General features: G+C 36.8%; 16 protein-coding genes. 12 read left to right on the top strand and 4 right to left on the bottom strand.

Annotation, left to right across the window (positions count from 1 at the left end):
* Positions 1-30: 30 nt before the first annotated feature.
* Positions 31-1,197 (bottom strand): MFS transporter, encoded by a 1,167-nt coding sequence (locus MJG50_RS02785; RefSeq protein WP_240252489.1) that lies wholly within the window; start codon positions 1,195-1,197, stop codon positions 31-33.
* 198 nt (positions 1,198-1,395) lie between these two features.
* Between MJG50_RS02785 and cax the strand changes: the two genes are divergently transcribed.
* The 3 genes from cax to MJG50_RS02770 all read left to right on the top strand — a co-directional run bounded on the left by cax (position 1,396) and on the right by MJG50_RS02770 (position 4,396).
* Positions 1,396-2,451: a calcium/proton exchanger gene (cax, locus tag MJG50_RS02780; protein ID WP_240252488.1), complete on the top strand. Its 1,056-nt coding sequence runs from the start codon at positions 1,396-1,398 to the stop codon at positions 2,449-2,451.
* A 256-nt stretch (positions 2,452-2,707) separates the two neighbouring features.
* Complete coding sequence (locus MJG50_RS02775; protein WP_345893190.1) at positions 2,708-3,394, top strand: YczE/YyaS/YitT family protein; 687 nt, start codon at positions 2,708-2,710, stop codon at positions 3,392-3,394.
* Between the two features lie 249 nt (positions 3,395-3,643).
* Complete coding sequence (locus tag MJG50_RS02770; protein WP_240252671.1) at positions 3,644-4,396, top strand: YfkD famly protein; 753 nt, start codon at positions 3,644-3,646, stop codon at positions 4,394-4,396.
* Positions 4,397-4,434: 38 nt separating this feature from the next.
* On the opposite strand, the gene yfkAB is transcribed toward MJG50_RS02770, so the two are convergent.
* A complete protein-coding gene (gene yfkAB / locus MJG50_RS02765; protein ID WP_431307250.1) occupies positions 4,435-5,568 on the bottom strand; it encodes a radical SAM/CxCxxxxC motif protein YfkAB in 1,134 nt (377 codons plus the stop codon).
* Positions 5,569-5,705: 137 nt separating this feature from the next.
* Between yfkAB and MJG50_RS02760 the strand changes: the two genes are divergently transcribed.
* The 8 genes from MJG50_RS02760 (at position 5,706) to pdaA (ending at position 15,659) form a co-directional block, all read left to right on the top strand.
* On the top strand, positions 5,706-5,897 hold the full coding sequence (locus MJG50_RS02760; protein ID WP_240252485.1) for an SE1561 family protein: 192 nt from the start codon (positions 5,706-5,708) through the stop codon (positions 5,895-5,897).
* 798 nt (positions 5,898-6,695) lie between these two features.
* Positions 6,696-8,837: a YhgE/Pip domain-containing protein gene (locus tag MJG50_RS02755; RefSeq protein ID WP_240252484.1), complete on the top strand. Its 2,142-nt coding sequence runs from the start codon at positions 6,696-6,698 to the stop codon at positions 8,835-8,837.
* A 125-nt stretch (positions 8,838-8,962) separates the two neighbouring features.
* Positions 8,963-10,495 carry a fumarate hydratase gene (locus MJG50_RS02750; protein WP_240252483.1) on the top strand — a complete coding sequence of 511 codons (1,533 nt, stop codon included), beginning with the start codon at positions 8,963-8,965 and terminating at the stop codon, positions 10,493-10,495.
* A gap of 180 nt (positions 10,496-10,675) precedes the next feature.
* A complete protein-coding gene (locus tag MJG50_RS02745; protein ID WP_240252482.1) occupies positions 10,676-11,779 on the top strand; it encodes a GerAB/ArcD/ProY family transporter in 1,104 nt (367 codons plus the stop codon).
* A gap of 22 nt (positions 11,780-11,801) precedes the next feature.
* The gene (locus MJG50_RS02740) at positions 11,802-13,352 is read left to right on the top strand and encodes a spore germination protein (RefSeq protein WP_240252481.1); all 1,551 of its coding nucleotides are present in this window, start codon (positions 11,802-11,804) and stop codon (positions 13,350-13,352) included.
* 20 nt (positions 13,353-13,372) lie between these two features.
* A complete protein-coding gene (locus tag MJG50_RS02735; RefSeq protein ID WP_345893189.1) occupies positions 13,373-14,536 on the top strand; it encodes a Ger(x)C family spore germination protein in 1,164 nt (387 codons plus the stop codon).
* 43 nt (positions 14,537-14,579) lie between these two features.
* Positions 14,580-14,729, top strand: a complete 150-nt coding sequence (locus tag MJG50_RS02730) for a hypothetical protein (RefSeq protein WP_240252479.1) — start codon at positions 14,580-14,582, stop codon at positions 14,727-14,729.
* 144 nt (positions 14,730-14,873) lie between these two features.
* The gene (gene pdaA / locus MJG50_RS02725; protein WP_240252669.1) at positions 14,874-15,659 is read left to right on the top strand and encodes a delta-lactam-biosynthetic de-N-acetylase; all 786 of its coding nucleotides are present in this window, start codon (positions 14,874-14,876) and stop codon (positions 15,657-15,659) included.
* Between the two features lie 378 nt (positions 15,660-16,037).
* On the opposite strand, the gene MJG50_RS02720 is transcribed toward pdaA, so the two are convergent.
* Complete coding sequence (locus MJG50_RS02720) at positions 16,038-17,567, bottom strand: glycine betaine uptake BCCT transporter (RefSeq protein ID WP_240252478.1); 1,530 nt, start codon at positions 17,565-17,567, stop codon at positions 16,038-16,040.
* A gap of 140 nt (positions 17,568-17,707) precedes the next feature.
* Between MJG50_RS02720 and rlmD the strand changes: the two genes are divergently transcribed.
* Complete coding sequence (rlmD, locus tag MJG50_RS02715) at positions 17,708-19,102, top strand: 23S rRNA (uracil(1939)-C(5))-methyltransferase RlmD (RefSeq protein WP_240252477.1); 1,395 nt, start codon at positions 17,708-17,710, stop codon at positions 19,100-19,102.
* 92 nt (positions 19,103-19,194) lie between these two features.
* Here the strand turns inward: rlmD and MJG50_RS02710 are convergent, their stop codons facing one another.
* Positions 19,195-19,428, bottom strand: coding sequence for a hypothetical protein (locus MJG50_RS02710; protein WP_240252476.1), 234 nt, complete (start codon positions 19,426-19,428; stop codon positions 19,195-19,197).
* Positions 19,429-19,785: the final 357 nt, after the last annotated feature.

The following is a 19,785-nucleotide window of genomic DNA, read 5'->3' as shown; positions in this document are numbered from 1 at the left end:
TTCCCTAAAAAAAGAGGGAAACCAAGGCAATTATTGTCTAACAGCAACTAATGTTCGTTTTCCAAAAACAAAAAGAACGATGAAAATGATCAATAGCAATGTACTTATAATGGTAAAGAAACTTATATGTTTGAAGTATTGAATGAAAAGCCCACCAATAAATGGACCACCTAAGCTTCCAAGGCTAAAGAAGATTCCACATAATAAATTTCCTGTTGGTAGTAAGCTTTTTGGCATTAAATCGGCCATGTACGAAATTCCAAGTGAAAATGTTGATCCAACAACCATCCCTGAAACGAAGAAACTTAATGCAAGTCCAATGAAGGAATGTTCAACAAAGCTTGCTGTCGTAAAGCTTAAAAATCCTAGGAATAATACAATCAGCATGATATTTCGCCGCCCAAATCGATCACTCAGTATTCCCAATGGAAGCTGTGTGATAATTCCACCGATTGCAAAGGATGTTAACAAAATTGAGACGTTTGGAACACTAATTCCTATCCGTAATCCATATACCGGAAAGCTTCCATTAAGAGATGATTCTAAAAACCCATAAGCAAGTGGAGGTAAAAATGCTACCCAACCATATTTCCATGCTTTTGAAAAACGTTTAAGGGTCTCAAGAAAAGAATTAACCCCAACCTCTTGTTCATGTTCTGGTAATTCATTTTTAAGTAGAAACAAGAACGACCATCCTATTAAACATAAGATTGATGAGAGTATAAATGGTAATGACTCGTTGATATGTACGAGAGGGGTCATCAATGGACCAACCGCAAAACCAACTCCGAAAAATAATCCATATAATGAGATATTTCTTCCTCTTTTATTTTCAGGTGAAAAAGAAGTAATCCATGTTTGTGTTCCAAAATGCAAGGCATGGTCACCAATCCCAATAAGAAGTCTGAGAATGAACCAGAACCAAAAGGATTTCCAAATTGGAAATAATCCAAGTGCTAGTATTACTAACAATCCACCAATTATTATGACGGGTTTATAGCCATATTTACGAAGGGGGTGTTCCATGAATGGAGAAGCAAGGAGAATCCCAATGTATAAACCAGTTGCATTTAATCCATTTAATGATGAGGATAGTCCGCTATTTTCAAAGATTACCGCAATTAATGGCAATAACATGCCTTGACTGAATCCTGAGATTGCAACGATACTTACTAAAATCCAAAATCGTATTTTCATATATTTTTACCCTCTATTTCCTAAGCTGTCATCCTATTATCATACAAAATTTCCTCGGTTTTTGAAATATAAAAGCAATTCTTTATTTTTTCCATAATATGAGTAGCGAAATTTGAATAAAACGTATGAAGGAATAGTTAAGGGAGAAACTAAAAAAGTAGTTTTTGATTCATGATTCTTTATGAAAGGTTGTGTATTATGGTTAATCGAATTTTTTTTATAATGATCTTAATTGGTTTACCGTTATCAGTGATTGGTAGCTTGATGCATTGGTCACCTGTCATTATGTTTATTGTGTATTGTTTAACGATTGTTGCATTAGCGGGATATATGGGGAGAGCGACTGAATCTCTTGCAATTGTTGCAGGACCAAGAGTAGGTGGACTTCTGAATGCGACCTTCGGGAATGCTGTTGAACTTATTATTTCTATATTTGCCCTCAAAGAAGGTCTTGTTACAGTTGTATTAGCATCTCTAACTGGTTCAGTATTAGGAAATTTATTACTAGTGGCAGGACTTTCTTTTTTTATAGGTGGTTTAAAATACAAACGTCAAATATTCAATGTATTTGATGCAAGACATAATTCAGGCTTGCTCATATTTTCAGTCATTCTTGCATTTGTCATTCCAGAGGTATTTTCAATGGAAATGAATGATGCCGATACTTTCACATTAAGTATTGGAATTTCGGTTATCTTGATTTTGCTATATTTGGCAGCTCTTTTCTTCAAGCTTGTTTCACATCGTGGTATATATCAGCATGAAGCAGATAAAGTTGAGGAACACGAGGAACCGGAATGGGGAAAATGGAGAGCACTTATCGTCCTGTTGGCTGCTACCGTTGCAGTTGGATATGTTTCAGAAAACCTTGTTCATACATTCGATATTGTTGCTGAGAAATTCGGATGGAGTGAAATCTTCATCGGAATTATTATCGTAGCCATTGTTGGGAATGCCGCAGAACATGCATCTGCAATTTTGATGGCATATAAAAATAAAATGAATATTGCAGTAGAAATTGCAGTCGGCTCAACTTTGCAAGTAGCGATGTTTGTTGCACCGATCCTTGTTATAGCGTCACTTTTTTTTGACACAAGAATGTCATTGGTCTTCACAATGCCAGAGCTTATTTCCATGATAACCGCTGTTTTCCTTACAATTGCAATTACGAATGATGGTGAAACTAACTGGTTTGAAGGTGGGACTTTGCTGGCTGCTTACATTATAATGGGGATTGGATTTTACCTCTTATAATTTCAAACTAAAAAAACGACTCTGTGTACCAAAATTCACACAGAGTCGTTAATATTATATAAAAATTTCTTACAACTAAGTATCAGTTTCCACATTTGGGATCATTATCATTGATGGTGTTTCCGTAGTCTGCAAATCGATAGCATACCCCCAATCTACATAAAAGGTATGAAGCGTTAATCCCTCCTTTGTTTTCAAAGGTATATTACATATTATTAATGGAACATTGTAAATATTCAATTTTAATCGAAAAAATTTGATCGAATTATTCTACACTCTCTTGTATAATGAATGGTGCTATATTAAGAAGGAGCTAATTCGATTTATGATAAAAAAAAGAATGTTATTTTATGTAACTGGACTGCTTATTTTGGCATTTGGGATTAGCCTTACTATTAAAGCTGATATCGGAGCAGGGGCTTGGGATGCTCTCAATGTTGGTCTTTCGAAGACGATCGGTTTGACGGTTGGGGTTTGGGTATTTATTGTTGGCTTCATTGTGTTATTTGTGAATGCAATTTTATTAAAACGGATGCCAAATTTTTTATCATTGATTACTATTTTTATAATCGGGATTTTTATTGACTTTTGGTTAATTATTGCTTTAGGGCACTGGGATCCGGAGGGGTATGTGTTGAAGTTTGCTGTCCTTATCGTGGGCTTATTTATAGCTAGCGTTGGAATAGCAATCTATCTTCAAGCCGAGTTCCCTTTATCTCCATTAGACCATTTGATGATCGCCATAAGTACGAGATTTAATGTTCGTGTTGGGATTGCCAAAACAATTGGCGAGTTAACTGGATTAATGATGGCATTTTTATTTAGTGGACCTATTGGAATTGGTACGATCCTTGTAACTGTATTAATCGGACCCTTCATTCAATTCTTCTTTCCAATTTTTGAACGTCTTATGAAAAATGAAAAAGCAGCTAGTAGGGAATAATGCTCCTTGCTAGCTTTTTTTTATGAATATGGATAAGAAATGGATTGTTCGAAAAAACTATTCTCAAAGCATATGAAGGGAGTACCGTCTATGAAAGGAAAAATTCATGTTAACGGACAAGAAAGTAAAAACTTTCGTAACCGAATAAGTGCAATTACGGCTCTGCTGTCGCCTAAAAAGCTTGGCAATCGCCGAGTTTTCTTTATCGTTGCTGTTGTTCTATTACTAGTTGGTATGAGTACTTATGGAATGGCTGAGGGTACGAAAGATCAGAAAGAAGATAAAAGTGACAAGTTTAAAATTCCTAGTTCAGTACTAGATATTTCGAAAGATAACACATATCCGAACCCAACACAGGATTTGCCATATCTCCAACCGAGTAAGCTCGCGCAAGAGTTAATTGATAGTGCAAATGTAGAGATTGAAAATCCTGATCTCATTCGAATCTTGAATGAGTCGGCAATTTCAACGACACCCCTTGCGGTCGGGTATCGTGCAACAATCTTTTTGGGGCAATGGCCACTAAGCTATGAATCCTCAGAAACGAGTACAAACTGGGAGTACCAAAAGATAAATACCAATTATTTTGATAACCGTGGAGCAACATCACCAAATAAAATTTATTATAAACAAGAAATGCAGAAACAGGTTAGAGGTGGATTGACTGCCGAAATCGAAAGTGCGGAAGAAGTTAAGAAAATGATGCTTATTGAAGCAGCTAAAAGGTCAAATTTACCTTTATCCTTTAAAACCATTATAGGTGGAGGAACTAAGAAGGAGCAAATGTATAATGTTCCTGCTAAAAAATTAGGATATTTATATGCTTATGCCCCAGCAGTTAATGAAAAGGGAAAAGTAACATATGGGGAAGTGTATCTCGTCTTAAAAGGAAGTAAGAAAAGAATCGTAGTGAAAAATGTAACCCATCAAGGAATTGGTGCATGGATTCCAATCCAAGATCATATCTCGTTCGGGTATTTAGTTACAGATACTCCAAGATAATTAATAACGCGGGTGGTGAGTGAGTACCACCCGATATTTTATACGTTTAGTAAAGATCTAGCTGATTGAGTTGTAAAATCAACATTTTTATAGTATTTATCTTTAACTAAAAGGTTTGGACCCAAGCATTTTACGGAAGGGCAATGACAAGCAATTTCTTTCGCAAGCTTTGATTTATTCCATTTTTCATATGATTCCTGTAGTGTGTTTGTCGTAATATTTCCTAACGATGGTGCGTCGCCAAAGTCAGTGACGATCACATCACCTGTAAAAATATTAACATTTAATCTGGATCGACCGTCAGGATCATTTCGCACAGTTACATTTTTACTTGAATATAAGCGTTGTAATAGCTTTAGATCTTCTTCATGTTGACTGCATGCATAAAATGGTAATGTGCCAAAGAGCATCCATACATCTTCGTTTCGAACATTAAGGAGATGGTTTAGGGCTTCACGAATTTCTTCAAGTGATAATGTTTCAAGTGAACTTGCGAAGTCACTAGGGTACATTGGGTGAATTTCATGTCGACTACATTGCATTTCTTCAACAATCTGTTTATGAATCTTTTCAATATGTGGTAAAGTACGCTTATTTAACATCGTTTCAGCTGATACCATCACACCAGCGTTTGACAATGCTTTGCTATTTTCAATCATTCTTTCGAAATAGGCTGCACGTTGTTCGAATGATGGCTTCCGATCCATCATAGCGAAACCACCTTCAACAAAGTCCTCAATTGTCCCCCAATTGTGTGAAATATGGAGAACATCCAAATAAGGAATAATCTTTTCATATCGAGACAGTTCTAACGTGAGGTTAGAGTTAATTTGAGTGCGAACGCCTCTTTCATGTGCATACTTAAGGAGAGGTACAACATAATTCTCTACGGATTTTAATGAGAGCATTGGCTCACCACCGGTAATGCTTAATGAACGAAGCTTTGGAATTTCATCAAGTCGTTTAAGTAATAATTCTAGTGGTAGGGCAATAGGGTCTTTTGGTTGTAAAGTATACCCAACAGCACAGTGCTCACATCTCATATTACAGAGTGTGGTTGTTGTAAATTCAATATTTGTTAATTGCATTGAACCGTATTGCTCGATATCTAAATATGCTTCCCAAGGATCATATTGAGGGGTAATCTGGATATTTTTATCCAAGGTAGTCATCTCCTAAGTAAAATTGTATTTCTTATTCAATATTAATTCCTTCACGTGATTAGACCAAAGAATTATAAAGAAAATAATGATGGTTGTCAATTTAGCGGTGATTCATTAAGATAAATGAGTGAAAGGGGAGCTGTTACTTGGGAAATGCCATCCATGATAAAGACCAGCAAATTAAGTATTTAAAGGACCGCTTGAATATGTTCATCGAGGTAATCGATACGATGGACCCTGAATCAACTGATGTTGAGGATATCGATCGATTACTTAACATGCTTGATGATTTAGAAGTAAAATATGATCAATTTAAAAAGGACTGGAAAGACAGTTAGATTTTGTAGGAGCTTGCCACGTAATGTGGACAAGCTCTTTTTTTTATTGGATTTGGTTTGCACGCGCTTGTGGGGAAGTAAAAAGGTAGGAAAAGTGATTGTAGAAAAGGCAGAAACACCACTAGAAAAGTAAAAAAGTGGGAAAAGTGGTGGTGAAAACACCAGGAACACCACTATAAAAGTAAAAAAGTAGGAAAAGTGGTGGTGAAAACGGCAGAAACACCATCAGAAAAGTAAAAAAGTGGGAAAAGTGGTGGTGAAAACGGCAGAAACACCACCAGAAAAGTAAAAAAGTGGGAAAGTTGGTGGTGAAAACGGCAGAAACACCACTATAAAAGTGAAAAAATGGGAAAAACGGTGATGAAAACACCAGAAACACCACTATAAAAGTAAAAATATGGGAAAAGTGGTGGTGAAAACGGCAGAAACACCACCGTGAAAGTAAAAAAGTGGGAAAATTGATAGTGAAAACACCAGGAACACCACTATAAAAGTAAAAAAATAGGAAAAGTGATGGTGAAAACACCAGAAACACCACTAGAAAAGTAAAAAAGTGGGAAAAACGGTGATGAAAACGGCAGAAACACAACCGTGAAAGTAAAGAGATGGAAAAATGTACCATGCAAGAGCCCGATACCCGGTCTGAAAAGTGAAAATGTGGAAAATAAGACCATGCAAATGCTCGGTACCTCCCCTCAAAAGGTTGAATGATTAATTTCACGCAAGGAATACACCTGAAAGGTAAATGCTAATACATAATTGGCGTTCATATGCCTACATTTATTTGGGGGTTATAGAATGAAAAATATATTTCAAATATACAAAACGGATGTAAAGCGGATCGTAACAAATTGGGCTGCACTTATCATCATTTTAGGATTAATTTTTCTGCCCTCTTTATATGCTTGGTTTAATATAAAGGCTTCTTGGGACCCATATGGAAATACGAAGGGAATTAAGATAGCCGTTACAAATCATGACGAAGGAACAACCATTAAAGAAAAAAAGATTAATGCAGGCGAGGAAATTGTAGAGTCTTTGAAGAAAAATAAGTTGCTAGGTTGGACCTTTGTTGATGAAAAAACTGCATTAAATGGTGTTAATCATGGAAACTATTATGCAAGTATCATCATCCCGAAGGATTTTTCGGCAAAAATAGCAACAGTCTTAACAAAAAATCCCACAAAAGCCACAATCGATTATACCGTGAATGAGAAAATAAATGCGATTGCTCCAAAAATCACTGCAAAAGGTGCTACTGGTATTACCGAACAAATTAGTAAAAATTTTATTAAAACCGCAAATGGAGCGATTTTTAAAATATTCAACGAAATTGGGGTAGAGCTTGAAAAAGAATTACCGACAATTCAAAAAGTGCGAGACCTTATTTTTAAGCTAGAGAAAAACTTTCCTGCGCTTAAAAATGCTGTTAATACTGCACTTACTGATGCAAATAAAACAGAGGATATTGTGAACGAAGTACAAAAGAATCTTCCAATTGTTGCTCATATGACGCAAGAAGGAATTAGGGTATCTGATTCACTACAACAATATCTTAAAACAAGTAAAGATATAGCTAACACCATTGCTCCAAATGTAAAACAGGATATTCAAACATTAACTGCTGCTTCATTATATGTCGAGCAAGTGACCGCATCGATGCAAAATGGAACGATTTCCATTCAGGATGCCAAAGCTCAACTGGGTCATATTGAAAAGCAATTGGGAATTGGTATCACCGTTACGAATGTAATAATCGACTTATTTGATCATGTTAACAACTTAACAAATAGTGAGATCTTAACATCTGAAATTTCAAAGTTACAAGGACTTACGAACAAATATCAAAAGGAACAAGAATTAATCAATAGAATTCAAGAAGTTGATGAGGAACAAGCAAAAGGTTTCATCAATGAGATTAATCGGCTTGCGAAAGAGACTACAGCAATAACAGAAGACTTAACTAATCGATATGAAAGTGACATCAAACCTAAGCTGGAACAAGGCTTTCAAAAGGCACAGCTTACAGCTGAAAATGCCGATCGAATTTTAAATGAAACAAATCAAAGAATTCCTGAGGTAGAAGGGATTTTAAAGGATGCACAACAAGGTCTTTCAATCGGTAAGGCAGAGATTTCCCACATTCAAGCAAGCCTTCCGACAGTGGAATCTAAAATAAAGGAATTGGCAGACAGCATTCGTAAGTTTGAAAAGGAACAGGATTTAAATGAAATCATTCAGCTATTAACACTTAACTTTCAGAAAGAAAGCGAGTTTTTTGCTGAGCCAGTTGAACTGAAAGAACATCACTTATTCCCAATACCTAATTACGGTTCAGCGATGAGTCCTTTCTTTACAACGCTTTCTTTATGGGTTGGCGCCCTTTTATTAGTTTCACTACTAACCGTAGAAGTTCATAGTGAAGAGATTCACTTCAAAAGCTATGAAATTTATTTTGGGCGATTTTTAACATTTTGGACAATTGCGATACTCCAATCCTTAATTGTCACGGTTGGTGATATGGCAGTGTTAGGGACGTATGTTGATGCAAAGCCTTGGTTTGTCTTGTTTGGTGCAATCATTAGTACGGTGTTTATGTGCATCGTGTACACGCTTGTTTCGATATTTGGAAATGTCGGAAAAGCAATGGCAATTGTATTTTTAGTACTGCAGTTGGCCGGGTCAGGAGGAACATTCCCAATTCAAGTAACACCACCATTTTTTCAGGCAATTTTTCCATTTTTACCGTTTACCTATGCAATTAGCATGATGCGGGAGGCGGTCGGAGGGATACTCTGGGATGTTGTTCGTCATGATCTCCTTGTACTTAGTCTATTTACAGGAATAACATTACTTTTTGGTTTGGCACTTAAGAAGCCAATTAACAATATAAGCGGTGGACTTGTTAAAAAAGCAAAAGCAAGTAAACTCATCCATTAAGTATTCACTCTATCCAAAATATTGGAATCGCTTGCAAATCCCTTTCCGAATATAGTATCTAGGAGTATAATATTATGTGTGAAATAGATAGAAAATAGGGGATTTGTAAGGGAAGGGGAATATAGATGGAAAAGCTACAACAAAGCATGTATAAGTTAATCGTTGAAACGTCAACGAGACTTCCAAAGGATGTAAGAAGGGCAGTTGCTCGTGCAAAAGCTAGTGAAAGTGCAGGGACACGTGCAGCAATGTCACTTTCAACGATTACAAATAATATTTCAATGGCTGATGTGAATGTTTCACCAATCTGTCAGGATACGGGCTTACCAACTTTTAAAGTGAAGACTCCTGTAGGTGTGAACCAATTAAAAATAAAAGCAGCAATTAAAAATGCAATCGCAGAAGCAACGAAGGGTGGAAAGCTTCGTCCAAATTCAGTTGATTCATTAACAGGTGAAAATAGTGGAGATAACCTAGGGGAAGGCACTCCAGTTATTAAATTTGAACAATGGGAAAAAGATTATATCGACGTGCGCCTTATTTTAAAAGGCGGCGGTTGTGAAAATAAAAATATTCAATATAGCTTACCATGTGAATTAGAGGGGCTTGGTAGAGCGGGCCGTGATCTTGATGGAATTCGTAAATGTATTATGCATTCTGTCTATCAGGCTCAAGGTCAAGGATGTAGTGCTGGTTTCATCGGAGTTGGCATCGGGGGAGACCGTACTTCTGGATATGAATTAGCTAAAGAACAACTATTCCGTAGTGTCGAAGATGTGAATCCGAATGAGGAGTTACGAAAGCTTGAAGAATATGTGATGGAAAATGCAAATAAGCTTGGTATTGGAACAATGGGCTTCGGGGGCGAAACGACCTTGCTTGGTTGTAAAGTAGGTGTAATGAATCGTATTCCTGCAAGTTTCTTCGTTTCAGTTGCGTATAATTGCTGGGCGTATCGTCGCCTGGGTGTTACTCTTCATGCCGAAACCGGCGATATTAATGAATGGTTATACAATGAAGGTGAAGAAATTGATTTTTCTAAAGAAAAAGTTGACGTGGAAGAGGTAAAATCAGAAACGCGTGAAGTCGTCCTTCAAGCTCCGATTACAGAAGCGCAAATTCGTGAACTAAAAGTCGGAGATGTGGTGAAAATTAATGGCCGCATGTATACTGGCCGTGACGCAATTCATAAACATCTATCTGATAATGATGCACCAGTGGACCTAAATGGACAAGTCATTTATCACTGTGGACCAGTTATGCTAAAAGACGAAGAAGGCAACTGGCATGTAAAAGCAGCTGGACCGACAACAAGTATTCGTGAGGAGCCATACCAAGGAGATATCATGAAGAAATTCGGTATCCGTGCGGTTATTGGAAAAGGTGGCATGGGTCCAAAAACACTTGCAGCTCTTAAAGAGCATGGCGGGGTGTATTTAAATGCAATCGGTGGTGCAGCTCAATATTATGCAGATTGTATTAAATCAGTTGATGGTGTAGACCTTATGCAGTTTGGTATTCCAGAAGCGATGTGGCATCTGTCAGTAGAAGGATTCACTGCTGTGGTAACAATGGATTCACATGGCAATAGCCTGCATGAAGATGTAGATAAATCATCACTGGAAAAGCTTGAGCAATTTAAAGAACGAGTATTTTAATCGCATATTTGAATTAAGTAACTATATTTGTTAAAAACACATGAGTTTTCAAAAAGCTCATGTGTTTTTTATTTTCATTTTTTACATAACGGGTAATATTGTGGGAAAACTTAACAAAAGTGGAAAATGCAAAAACCATAAAAAATATCAGGCTTTTGTACACCTTAAGGGAGAAAACAAATGATTAAGGAAAAAATAAGTGGAATTCAACTTTTCTATTTAATGGCCGGCTATGTATTAGGAACAGCAATGATTTTAGGGCTGGGTGAAGGGGTGAAACAAGATGCATGGATAACAATTATTATTGGAATGATAGGTGGTCTCATTTTAATGGCCATTTACTCGCAATTAGCAACCTATTACCCTGATGATACATTAGTCCAAATGTTACCGAAATTGATTGGTAAGTATCTGTCATACCCATTAATTTTGCTTTATATTTTACATTTCACATATTCAGCTTCAAGAGCAATTAGAGAATTAGGGAACTTGATTGTTTCTACAATTTTAACGGAGACACCCATTTTTGTTATTATCGGAACCTTTATGGTGTTGATGATCTATTGCTTAAGGGGAGGGATTGAAACGATTGGACGTATGAGTGAAGTCGTATTTCCAGTTTATATTTTTTCCTTATTATTAATTTGGATTCTTTTATTAACCGTTGAACAATTTGATATCAACAATATTACCCCAATACTAGGGGATGGTGTGAAGCCAGTATTGAAGGAGGCTATTCCAAATGGGATTAACTTTCCATTTGGAGAAGCGATAGTCATCATGATGTTTTTCCCATCTCTAAGCAATAAGAAGAATGTGAAAAGGATAGGTATGCTCGCAATATTAATTGGCGGAATAATCTTAACACTTAACACAATCATGATGCTATCTGTATTAAGTCCAGAAATTTATAGCAGAGATATGTTTAAGCTACTAGCTGCTACACAATTAGTATCTGTTGCAGACTTTCTAGAACGTTTTGATGCACTTGTTATTTTAATGATGGTTGCTGGTGTATTTTTTAAGGTAGGTGGGTTTACCCTCGCAGCAGCGATTGGAATTTCACAATTACTTAGGCTTAAACAAACCCGTACTGTTTTTCTAGGTTTAGGACCTATTATTGTCTTTTTATCTCTTATAAGTGCAACTAATTATATTGAACATTTAAAAAAGGGATTTTCCCTCTACATTCCATATGGGCATACTTTCGTACAAATCATTGTACCAATTTTATTACTTTCTATTGCATTTATGCGCAGGAAACTTAGGGATAAGAAGTCTTAGACATCATGAGGGGGTGCTATCTATGAAAATGTCAAGATGGATAAAAAAAATGACTTCTACAGATCCAAAATCTAATCCAAACAATATAAATGATCAAAAGCAAGTAGACTTATTATCAGGAAATCTTCAAGAAGATTTTACACAGATTCAAAAGCAATTTGAAAATGCAGCAGATTTTACATATCGAGAGCTTGAAATCAACTCTTCCTATCCGGCAATCATCATCTATCTAAATGGATTAGTTGATATGGATCGAATGGAACAACATGTCATACATCCTTTACTAAATAAAAATGGAGATTTGACTGAACCAACAATGGAACATTTCGTAGCTTTGCTAAGTTCCGCTCAAGTACAACAAGGGGAAACACTTCAAAAAGTCATTGATCAGATATTGTCGGGTGGTACAGTTATCTTGATTAATGGTATTAAAATGGCATTATTTATTAGCGAACAATATTGGGAACAACGATCGGTTGATGAACCTGTATCAGAAGCAGTTGTAATTGGCCCAAGAGAAGGATTTACTGAAAATATTCGAACAAATGCAAGTATGATTCGAAGGCGATTAAAAACAACACAATTGAAATTTGAAAATATGAAGATCGGAACATTATCACAGTCCGAAGTGATTATTACCTTTATAGATAATCTTGCAGAGCAATCGATTGTCGAAGAAGTTCGTAGAAGATTGCAGCAGATTAATATTGATGCTATCGAGGATAGTGGCTACATCCTTGAGTTTATTGAAGACTATCCCTTTTCGGTATTTCCGCAAGTTTTACAAACTGAAAGACCTGATCGAGTTGTCGGTAGCCTTCTTGAAGGCAGAATTGGAATTCTTGTGGAAAATAGCCCATTCGCTCTTATTGTTCCAGTAACCTTTTTTCAAATGATGAATTCTCCTGAAGACTATTATGGAAGATTTGTCATGACATCATTCATTCGATTTATCCGCTATTTATTTTTATTGGTGGCCTTATTATTTCCTTCAATATACATTGCTGTTACGACTTTTCATCAGGAATTGTTGCCAACAAACCTGTTATTTAGTGTTGCAGCTTCAAGGGAAAAGGTACCATTTCCAGCTGTTGTTGAAGCATTGTTAATGGAAATAACCTTTGAAGCATTACGAGAGGCTGGCTTACGTTTGCCACGACCAATCGGATCAACGGTAAGTATTGTCGGTGCATTAGTTATTGGACAAGCTGCAGTTGAAGCTGGAATTGTCTCGGCTCCATTAGTTATTGTCGTGTCTACAACAGGGATTGCTTCCTTTATGTTCCCTAGTTACTCCTTAACTGGAGCAATTAGACTTCTAAGGTTTATCATGATTTTTCTGTCTGCAAACCTTGGATTTTATGGAATCTTATTAGGTGTCTTCTTCATATTGGCTCATCTCGTTCAGCTGCGGTCTTTCGGTGTTCCATACTTGGCCCCGATTGCTCCGATCAATTTTAATAACTTGAAGGATATCTTTATTCGAGTCCCATGGTACATGATGAATCAACGTCCAGAGCAAACAGGAAAAAGAAATGTAACGAGATTAGGACGTCGAAATCAAAAATACTAGATTGTTACTAATTGAACAGGATGATGTTGGTGATAAGAACTTCTAGAATGCTCATTATATGCGTGATAATCATCATATTGCTTACAGGGTGTTGGAATCGTGTCGAAGTTAACGATATAGCGATTGTAACGGCTATTGGAATTGACCTAACTGAAGATGATAAGCTCCTTTTATCAATTCAAGTTGCAATCCCAGTGAAATTGGGACCGACTAGTGGAAGTCAGGGAGGTAGCTCTAATAGTACATTTGTCGTTTCCGAGACAGGAGATACTATTTCTGAAGCATATCGAAATATACAAGGGAAGATTTCAAGAAATATTTTCTTTTCCCAGAGTCGGGTTTTATTAATTGGAGAGGATATGGCGAAAAAAGGAATTTCTAACATCATCGATTTTCATTCGAGATACAACGAACCTAGAATTAACAGCTTTATTATGTTTACAAAAGGACAAGCTTCCGAATTAATAAATAACATGCCCCAATTGGAAAGTATTTCAGCCGAGGAAACGAAGGAACTCGCCAAGATAGGTGCAGGATTATCAGTATATATTAGGGATTTTATGAATATGCTTCTTACGGATGGAAAAGAACCAGTAGCCCCACAGTTCTCACTCACACCATTAGAAGAAAATACGAAGAATAAGTCAAGAGAAGGACAAGAAATCAATGGAGCAGCTGTCTTCAAGGGTGACAAGTTAGTTGGTTGGTTGGATAAAACAGAAACGCGTGGTCTTTTGTGGATTCGAAATGAAATTGAAACAGGAGTCATTACAATTAATATCCCAGAGGATCAAGGTGGTGGGAATATTAGTTTTGAAATTATCAGAGTGGATAGTAAGATCAAACCGAAATTGCAGAATGGAGAAATTAATCTTTCCGTGGATGTGACTTCTGAATTAAGTATTATGGAAAATGACTCCAAGTTAAATGTTGATCAAACACAAGTGCTCGATGAATTAGAAAAATATGTTGAAAATGAAATAAAAGACCGAATCCAACTAGTTGTCGATATAGCCCAAAAGGAATATCAGTCTGATATATTTGGGTTTGGACAAGCTGTTTATAAGAAATATCCGAAAGAATGGAATGTAGCATTGAAAAATAACTGGGATCAGACATTTGAACAATTAGAGGTTAACATAACCCCGAAAGTCTTTATCAGAAGAATTGGTTTAAGTAAGTAACGCTAAATTAATAGATGAGGGAATGGGGAAATTGAAAATTTTAATGATTATTTCAATATTTGTAATCATCTTTGCATGGGAAGCACCACAGTTGCTTCGTAAAAAAGAAATAAGAGAATTAGTTGTTTTCTCTTTCCTTTTATTAATTGGATTAGCATTGGGCATCTTTTCGGTTGTTAGGGCATTTATCTAAAGAAATTTCCGTATCCGTGTAGTAATTGGAAAAGTTCAAAAGGAAACCACAATTTCCCTGAATCAATTCCAATAATATGTAAAAACTAAAAATATTGAATGGAGTTGGGGAGGTAATCATTTGAAAAGGATTAGTAGCCTATGTATTATTTTTACAATTGCCTTTTCATTAATTGGAACAAATGTTGAAGCGAGCTATTCAAACCACCCGATACACTGGGGCTTTAAAAAAAGTAAAAACCATGAACCTGCTTCAGCAGGAGAGGAATATGATGAATTATTAGCTAAATACGGTTCTTTTTATATAGGGGACACTTCAAAAAAAGATATTTACTTAACCTTTGATAATGGTTATGAAAATGGCTATACCGAGAAAGTGCTTGATGTGCTTAAAAAGAAAAAAGTCCCTGCGACATTTTTCGTAACGGGTCATTATTTAAAGGATCAATCTGATCTAGTTAAACGAATGGCAAAGGAAGGCCATATTGTCGGTAATCATTCCTGGTACCATCCTGATCTAACGAGGGTAAGTGACGAACGATTGGCGAAGGAACTCAATTCAGTTCGCGAAGAAACAGAACGCTTAACCGGACAAAAGAATGTTACATATTTACGTGCACCTAGAGGGATTTTTAGCGAAAGAACGCTAGCCCTATCTCAAAACTTAGGTTATACGAATGTTTTCTGGTCGTTGGCATTTGTTGATTGGCATATTAATAACCAAAGAGGTTGGCAATACGCATATAATAACATCATGAGACAAATTCATCCGGGAGCCATCCTCTTGCTCCATACTGTTTCAAGGGATAATGCAGAAGCATTGGAAAAAGCGATTGATGATTTAGAAGCGGAAGGCTACACATTTCGTAGCTTAGACCATTTACTAGCTAAGAAAGCAATTGATAACCCTTATATTTTTAATATCGATTGATAAAAGATGTTGGGACAAAGGGGTTTCAACCAAAGAGAAATCCGAACAATTATTTGAAATTCTAATTTGAATTTCGTATTAGTTCGGATTTTTTTCTTGGTTGATTTGTTATATTTTGTTGCTTCTTACACCGTTGATTTCCGCTACAGGCGGTCGCTTTCCGCGGGCGTGGCTTGAGCCTCCTCGTCGCTGCGCTCCTGTGGGGTCTCAAGTCTCACGCTTTTCCCGCAGGAGTCGCCGCCTTCCTCTTCAATCAACCTAGTTTACACTTTTAAACTATAGCAATAATCTTTATATAACTGCCTTTTTGTTTTATTGGTTTACACAATTTCAATATTTGGCTGTCATTCTGGAGATTAACGTTATGTCCTAGCCTCTTTAAATTTTATCCTCAATACTTTCTTTACGTGGCTTTGGCTTGTGATACAATCCAAGCTCTTTTTTCTCTCTCGACAAGGACCGATATAGAGAGATCATCATTAAAACAATGATAAATGAAAATGGGAATGCTGCACCGATCAATGCATTCTGAAGTGCTTGTAATCCGCCACTATATAAAAGTATAACCGCAACAGTTGATTGGGCAATTCCCCAAGTGAGCTTAACTGTATTAGGTGGAGTTAGTGATCCATGTGTTGTTTGCATCCCAAGTACAAATGTTGCCGAGTCAGCAGATGTGATAAAAAATGTACTTACAAGGATGACGGCGACAATTGATAGTATTGTCGATAATGAAGATTCATTAAAAATAGCAAATAATACTTCTTCCGTAACAAATTGTGTCAAATCTACATTGCCTGCATTTTGCACATCAATCGCCGATGTACCAAATACCGCAAACCAAAAGAAACTTACAAGCGCGGGAAGCAATAAAACGCCAATGATAAACTCTCGGATGGTTCTTCCTCTCGAAACACGGGCAATAAAGATACCAACAAAGGGTGACCATGAAATCCACCATGCCCAATAGAAGATTGTCCATTCATTAATCCATGCTCGATGCTCCTCATTAAGTGGAGCAATTCGAAAACTCATTTGAATGATATTTTGAATATATCCACCAAGAGAATCAGTGAACATATTCAAGATTAATATGGTCGGTCCCGCGACAAACATTAAAATTAATAAAGCGATTGCTAAAAACATATTTGCGTTACTTAAGTATTTGATCCCTTTACCTAATCCAGACCAAGCAGATAATATGAATAGCACGGTAACGACGCCGATAATGATTAGTTGAACAGAAAAATTATTAGGGATATCAAATAAAAATGATAATCCACCATTGATTTGTGCAGCCCCAAAGCCAAGAGTTGTTGCAACACCAACTACGGTAGCTACAACTGCTAGTACATCAATTATCGTTCCTAATATTCCGTCCATACTTTTTCCTAGAACAGGCTTTAATGTTGACGAGATCAGACCAGGTTCTCCCTTGCGAAATTGAAAATATGCGAGCGAGAGAGCTACGATGGCATAGACAGCCCAAGCATGAATCCCCCAATGAAAAAAAGTATATCTCATTGATTCCTTTATGGCTGCATTTGACATTGGCTCAGCAAGCGGGGGATCTGCAAAATGGGATAGAGGTTCAGCTGCTCCCCAAAAGACAAGTCCTATCCCCATCCCTGCACTAAACAGCATTGCAAACCAGGAAGCCTTCGTATACTCCGGCTTTTCATCTTGCTTTCCTAGTTTTATTGCCCCGACAGGACTAAATATAAGGAAGATACAAAACAGCACAATGACTGTAACTAAAATCAAATAATACCAACCAAATGCAGTAGTAAGAAATGCTTGTACATTTCCTGTTGCCTCCTCAAAGCTACTCGGAGCAGTTGCTCCAAATATTACAGCAGCAAGAACAACTGCAACTGAAATCCAAAAAACGTTTGATATTTGTTTCATCGAATATTCCTTTCTGATCAATAGGTATATGTATAATTCATCCATCTATAGTGTTCCCACCACTTTTGTTTACATTCAGTGGTATAATGGCAAATATAATAATAGAGCCGAACATGATTTCAGAAAGTAGTGTGTGAAAAATGAACCAACAAAAGGATAATCAAATCAAACTTCAAATAGGACAAACATTCCCACTAACCATCAAACGACTCGGAATCAATGGGGAAGGTGTAGGCTATTTCAAAAGACAGGTTGTGTTTGTACCTGGTGCCTTACCTGGAGAAGAGGTCGTCGTTGAAGCAACCAAGGTCCTTCCGAAGTTTTCAGAAGGTAAAATAAAAAAAATCCGTAAGAAATCTGAGCACCGGATTGCACCACCCTGTCCAATCTATGAACAATGTGGTGGCTGCCAGCTCCAGCACTTGGATTATAGACAACAATTAAAAGAAAAACGTGATATTGTTGTACAAGCATTTGAACGATATAGTAAAACACCAATTGAAAAACTCCAAATAAAAGAAACAATTGGTATGGAAAATCCATGGGGATACCGCAATAAAAGTCAATTCCAAGTAGGACTTGATAAACAGAAGGTAATAGCGGGTTTGTATGGATTAAATTCTCATAAACTAATTGATATTGCTGACTGCATGATTCAGCATCCTGCAACAAGTAAGGTTACTCAAATTGTCAAAACGATTTTACAAGACTTAAAAATATCCATTTACAATGAAAGAACCCGCAAAGGACTTATTCGAACAATCGTGACAAGAGTAGGCATTCAAACAGGAGAAGTCCAGCTTGTCTTAATTACGGGAGCACGTGAAATCCCTCGTAAAAATGTGTTAATTGAGGAAATTACCAAACGATTACCTGAAGTAAAATCAATCATTCAAAATATCAATGGCCAAAAAACATCATTAATATTTGGCGAAGAAACACATCACCTATACGGCAACGAGGTCATTCAAGAAACATTAGGTGATCTCTCATTTGAACTTTCGGCAAGAGCCTTCTTCCAGCTTAATCCCGAGCAAACAGTAAAGCTCTACGACGAAGTCAAAAAAGCAGCAAACTTAACCGGTACGGAAAAAATTGTCGATGCTTACTGTGGCGTTGGAACAATTGGTCTATGGCTGGCAAAAGGTGCAGCAGAAATTCGTGGCATTGAAATAATTCCAGATGCCATAGAGGATGCGCGTAAAAATGCAAAGAGACATGGCTTTAAAAACGCTACCTATGCAGTAGGAAAAGCTGAAGATTTATTGCCAAAATGGGTTAAAGAAGGCTGGCGTCCTGATGTCATTGTCGTCGATCCACCAAGAACGGGCTGTGATGAAAAGTTCCTCCAAACTGTACTAAAAGTTAGGCCGAAGAAGATGGTGTATGTATCTTGTAATCCATCAACACTGGCGAAGGATATTGAAAAGTTATCGAAGTTGTATCGGGTGGAGTATGTGCAGCCGGTGGATATGTTTCCGCATACGGCGCATGTTGAGTGTATCTCGCAACTTATTTTAAAGAAAGGCAACTAACCCTTACGGGTGTTGCCTTTCATGTTTCTTGCAACGGATTTACAAAACCGTATTGAATATGGACAGTGCCATCATTCTTACATGTGATCTTCTCAACTAGTTATGAGAATCTTTTCAGCTGAACTGTGCCCCCAAGACTTTCCATGTGGGGGATTTCTGCTTACGACCCACGGAATATTGGTTTCAAATATTGTTTGTCGCAGGCGCATTAATTCTTTTCTTTTATTGGCACGCTTGGCAAAAGCACTCGTAACATCAAAGTTATCAGGAATTTCCATTCCTTTGCGACGTGCAAATTCTTGGATGTTTGACTTTTGAATTTCCACACCGTTATTTTCTTGTTGTTTATATGATGAACGGCGAATTTAACCGAAAGATAGAGTGGCCAAATAATTGCATCTCCTTGATAAATTAATTCCGTTTGCATATCTGTTAGGTAATCGAACATCATTAATTCAATATCTATTTGGTTTGGATAAAGTAAGATTCTATGAATAAACATCTTCAACAGCCGCTATAACTGATTTGTTATCCTCCAATAGTTGTTCCTTTTCTACAAGTTCTTTCAATAAAGAAATCTTTTCAACATAACTTTCATGAGATTATTAACGGTAATATAGACCTTCTCATGCCCCTTGCTTTTTTTTTGATACTCCAGAAAGTTATTTAAATAAATGGTGACA

The organism is Fredinandcohnia quinoae, from assembly GCF_022427965.1.
In the GTDB taxonomy this organism is placed as follows: Bacteria; Bacillota; Bacilli; order Bacillales; family Bacillaceae_L; genus Ferdinandcohnia; species Ferdinandcohnia quinoae.
Note: the sequence above shows the minus strand (reverse complement) of the source record. Positions and strands in the feature narration are given on the sequence as shown.

Excerpts from the sequence above, each read along its gene's own strand:
- yfkAB (WP_431307250.1), bottom strand. The coding sequence starts at position 5,568 with ATGACTACCTTGGATAAAAATATCCAGATTACCCCTCAATATGATCCT.
- MJG50_RS02745 (WP_240252482.1), top strand. The coding sequence starts at position 10,676 with ATGATTAAGGAAAAAATAAGTGGAATTCAACTTTTCTATTTAATGGCC.
- cax (WP_240252488.1), top strand. The coding sequence starts at position 1,396 with ATGGTTAATCGAATTTTTTTTATAATGATCTTAATTGGTTTACCGTTA.
- MJG50_RS02785 (WP_240252489.1), bottom strand. The coding sequence starts at position 1,197 with ATGAAAATACGATTTTGGATTTTAGTAAGTATCGTTGCAATCTCAGGA.
- rlmD (WP_240252477.1), top strand. The coding sequence starts at position 17,708 with ATGAACCAACAAAAGGATAATCAAATCAAACTTCAAATAGGACAAACA.
- MJG50_RS02755 (WP_240252484.1), top strand. The coding sequence starts at position 6,696 with ATGAAAAATATATTTCAAATATACAAAACGGATGTAAAGCGGATCGTA.
- MJG50_RS02730 (WP_240252479.1), top strand. The coding sequence starts at position 14,580 with ATGATTATTTCAATATTTGTAATCATCTTTGCATGGGAAGCACCACAG.
- MJG50_RS02740 (WP_240252481.1), top strand. The coding sequence starts at position 11,802 with ATGAAAATGTCAAGATGGATAAAAAAAATGACTTCTACAGATCCAAAA.
- MJG50_RS02770 (WP_240252671.1), top strand. The coding sequence starts at position 3,644 with ATGGCTGAGGGTACGAAAGATCAGAAAGAAGATAAAAGTGACAAGTTT.
- MJG50_RS02750 (WP_240252483.1), top strand. The coding sequence starts at position 8,963 with ATGGAAAAGCTACAACAAAGCATGTATAAGTTAATCGTTGAAACGTCA.
- MJG50_RS02720 (WP_240252478.1), bottom strand. The coding sequence starts at position 17,567 with ATGAAACAAATATCAAACGTTTTTTGGATTTCAGTTGCAGTTGTTCTT.
- MJG50_RS02735 (WP_345893189.1), top strand. The coding sequence starts at position 13,373 with ATGATGTTGGTGATAAGAACTTCTAGAATGCTCATTATATGCGTGATA.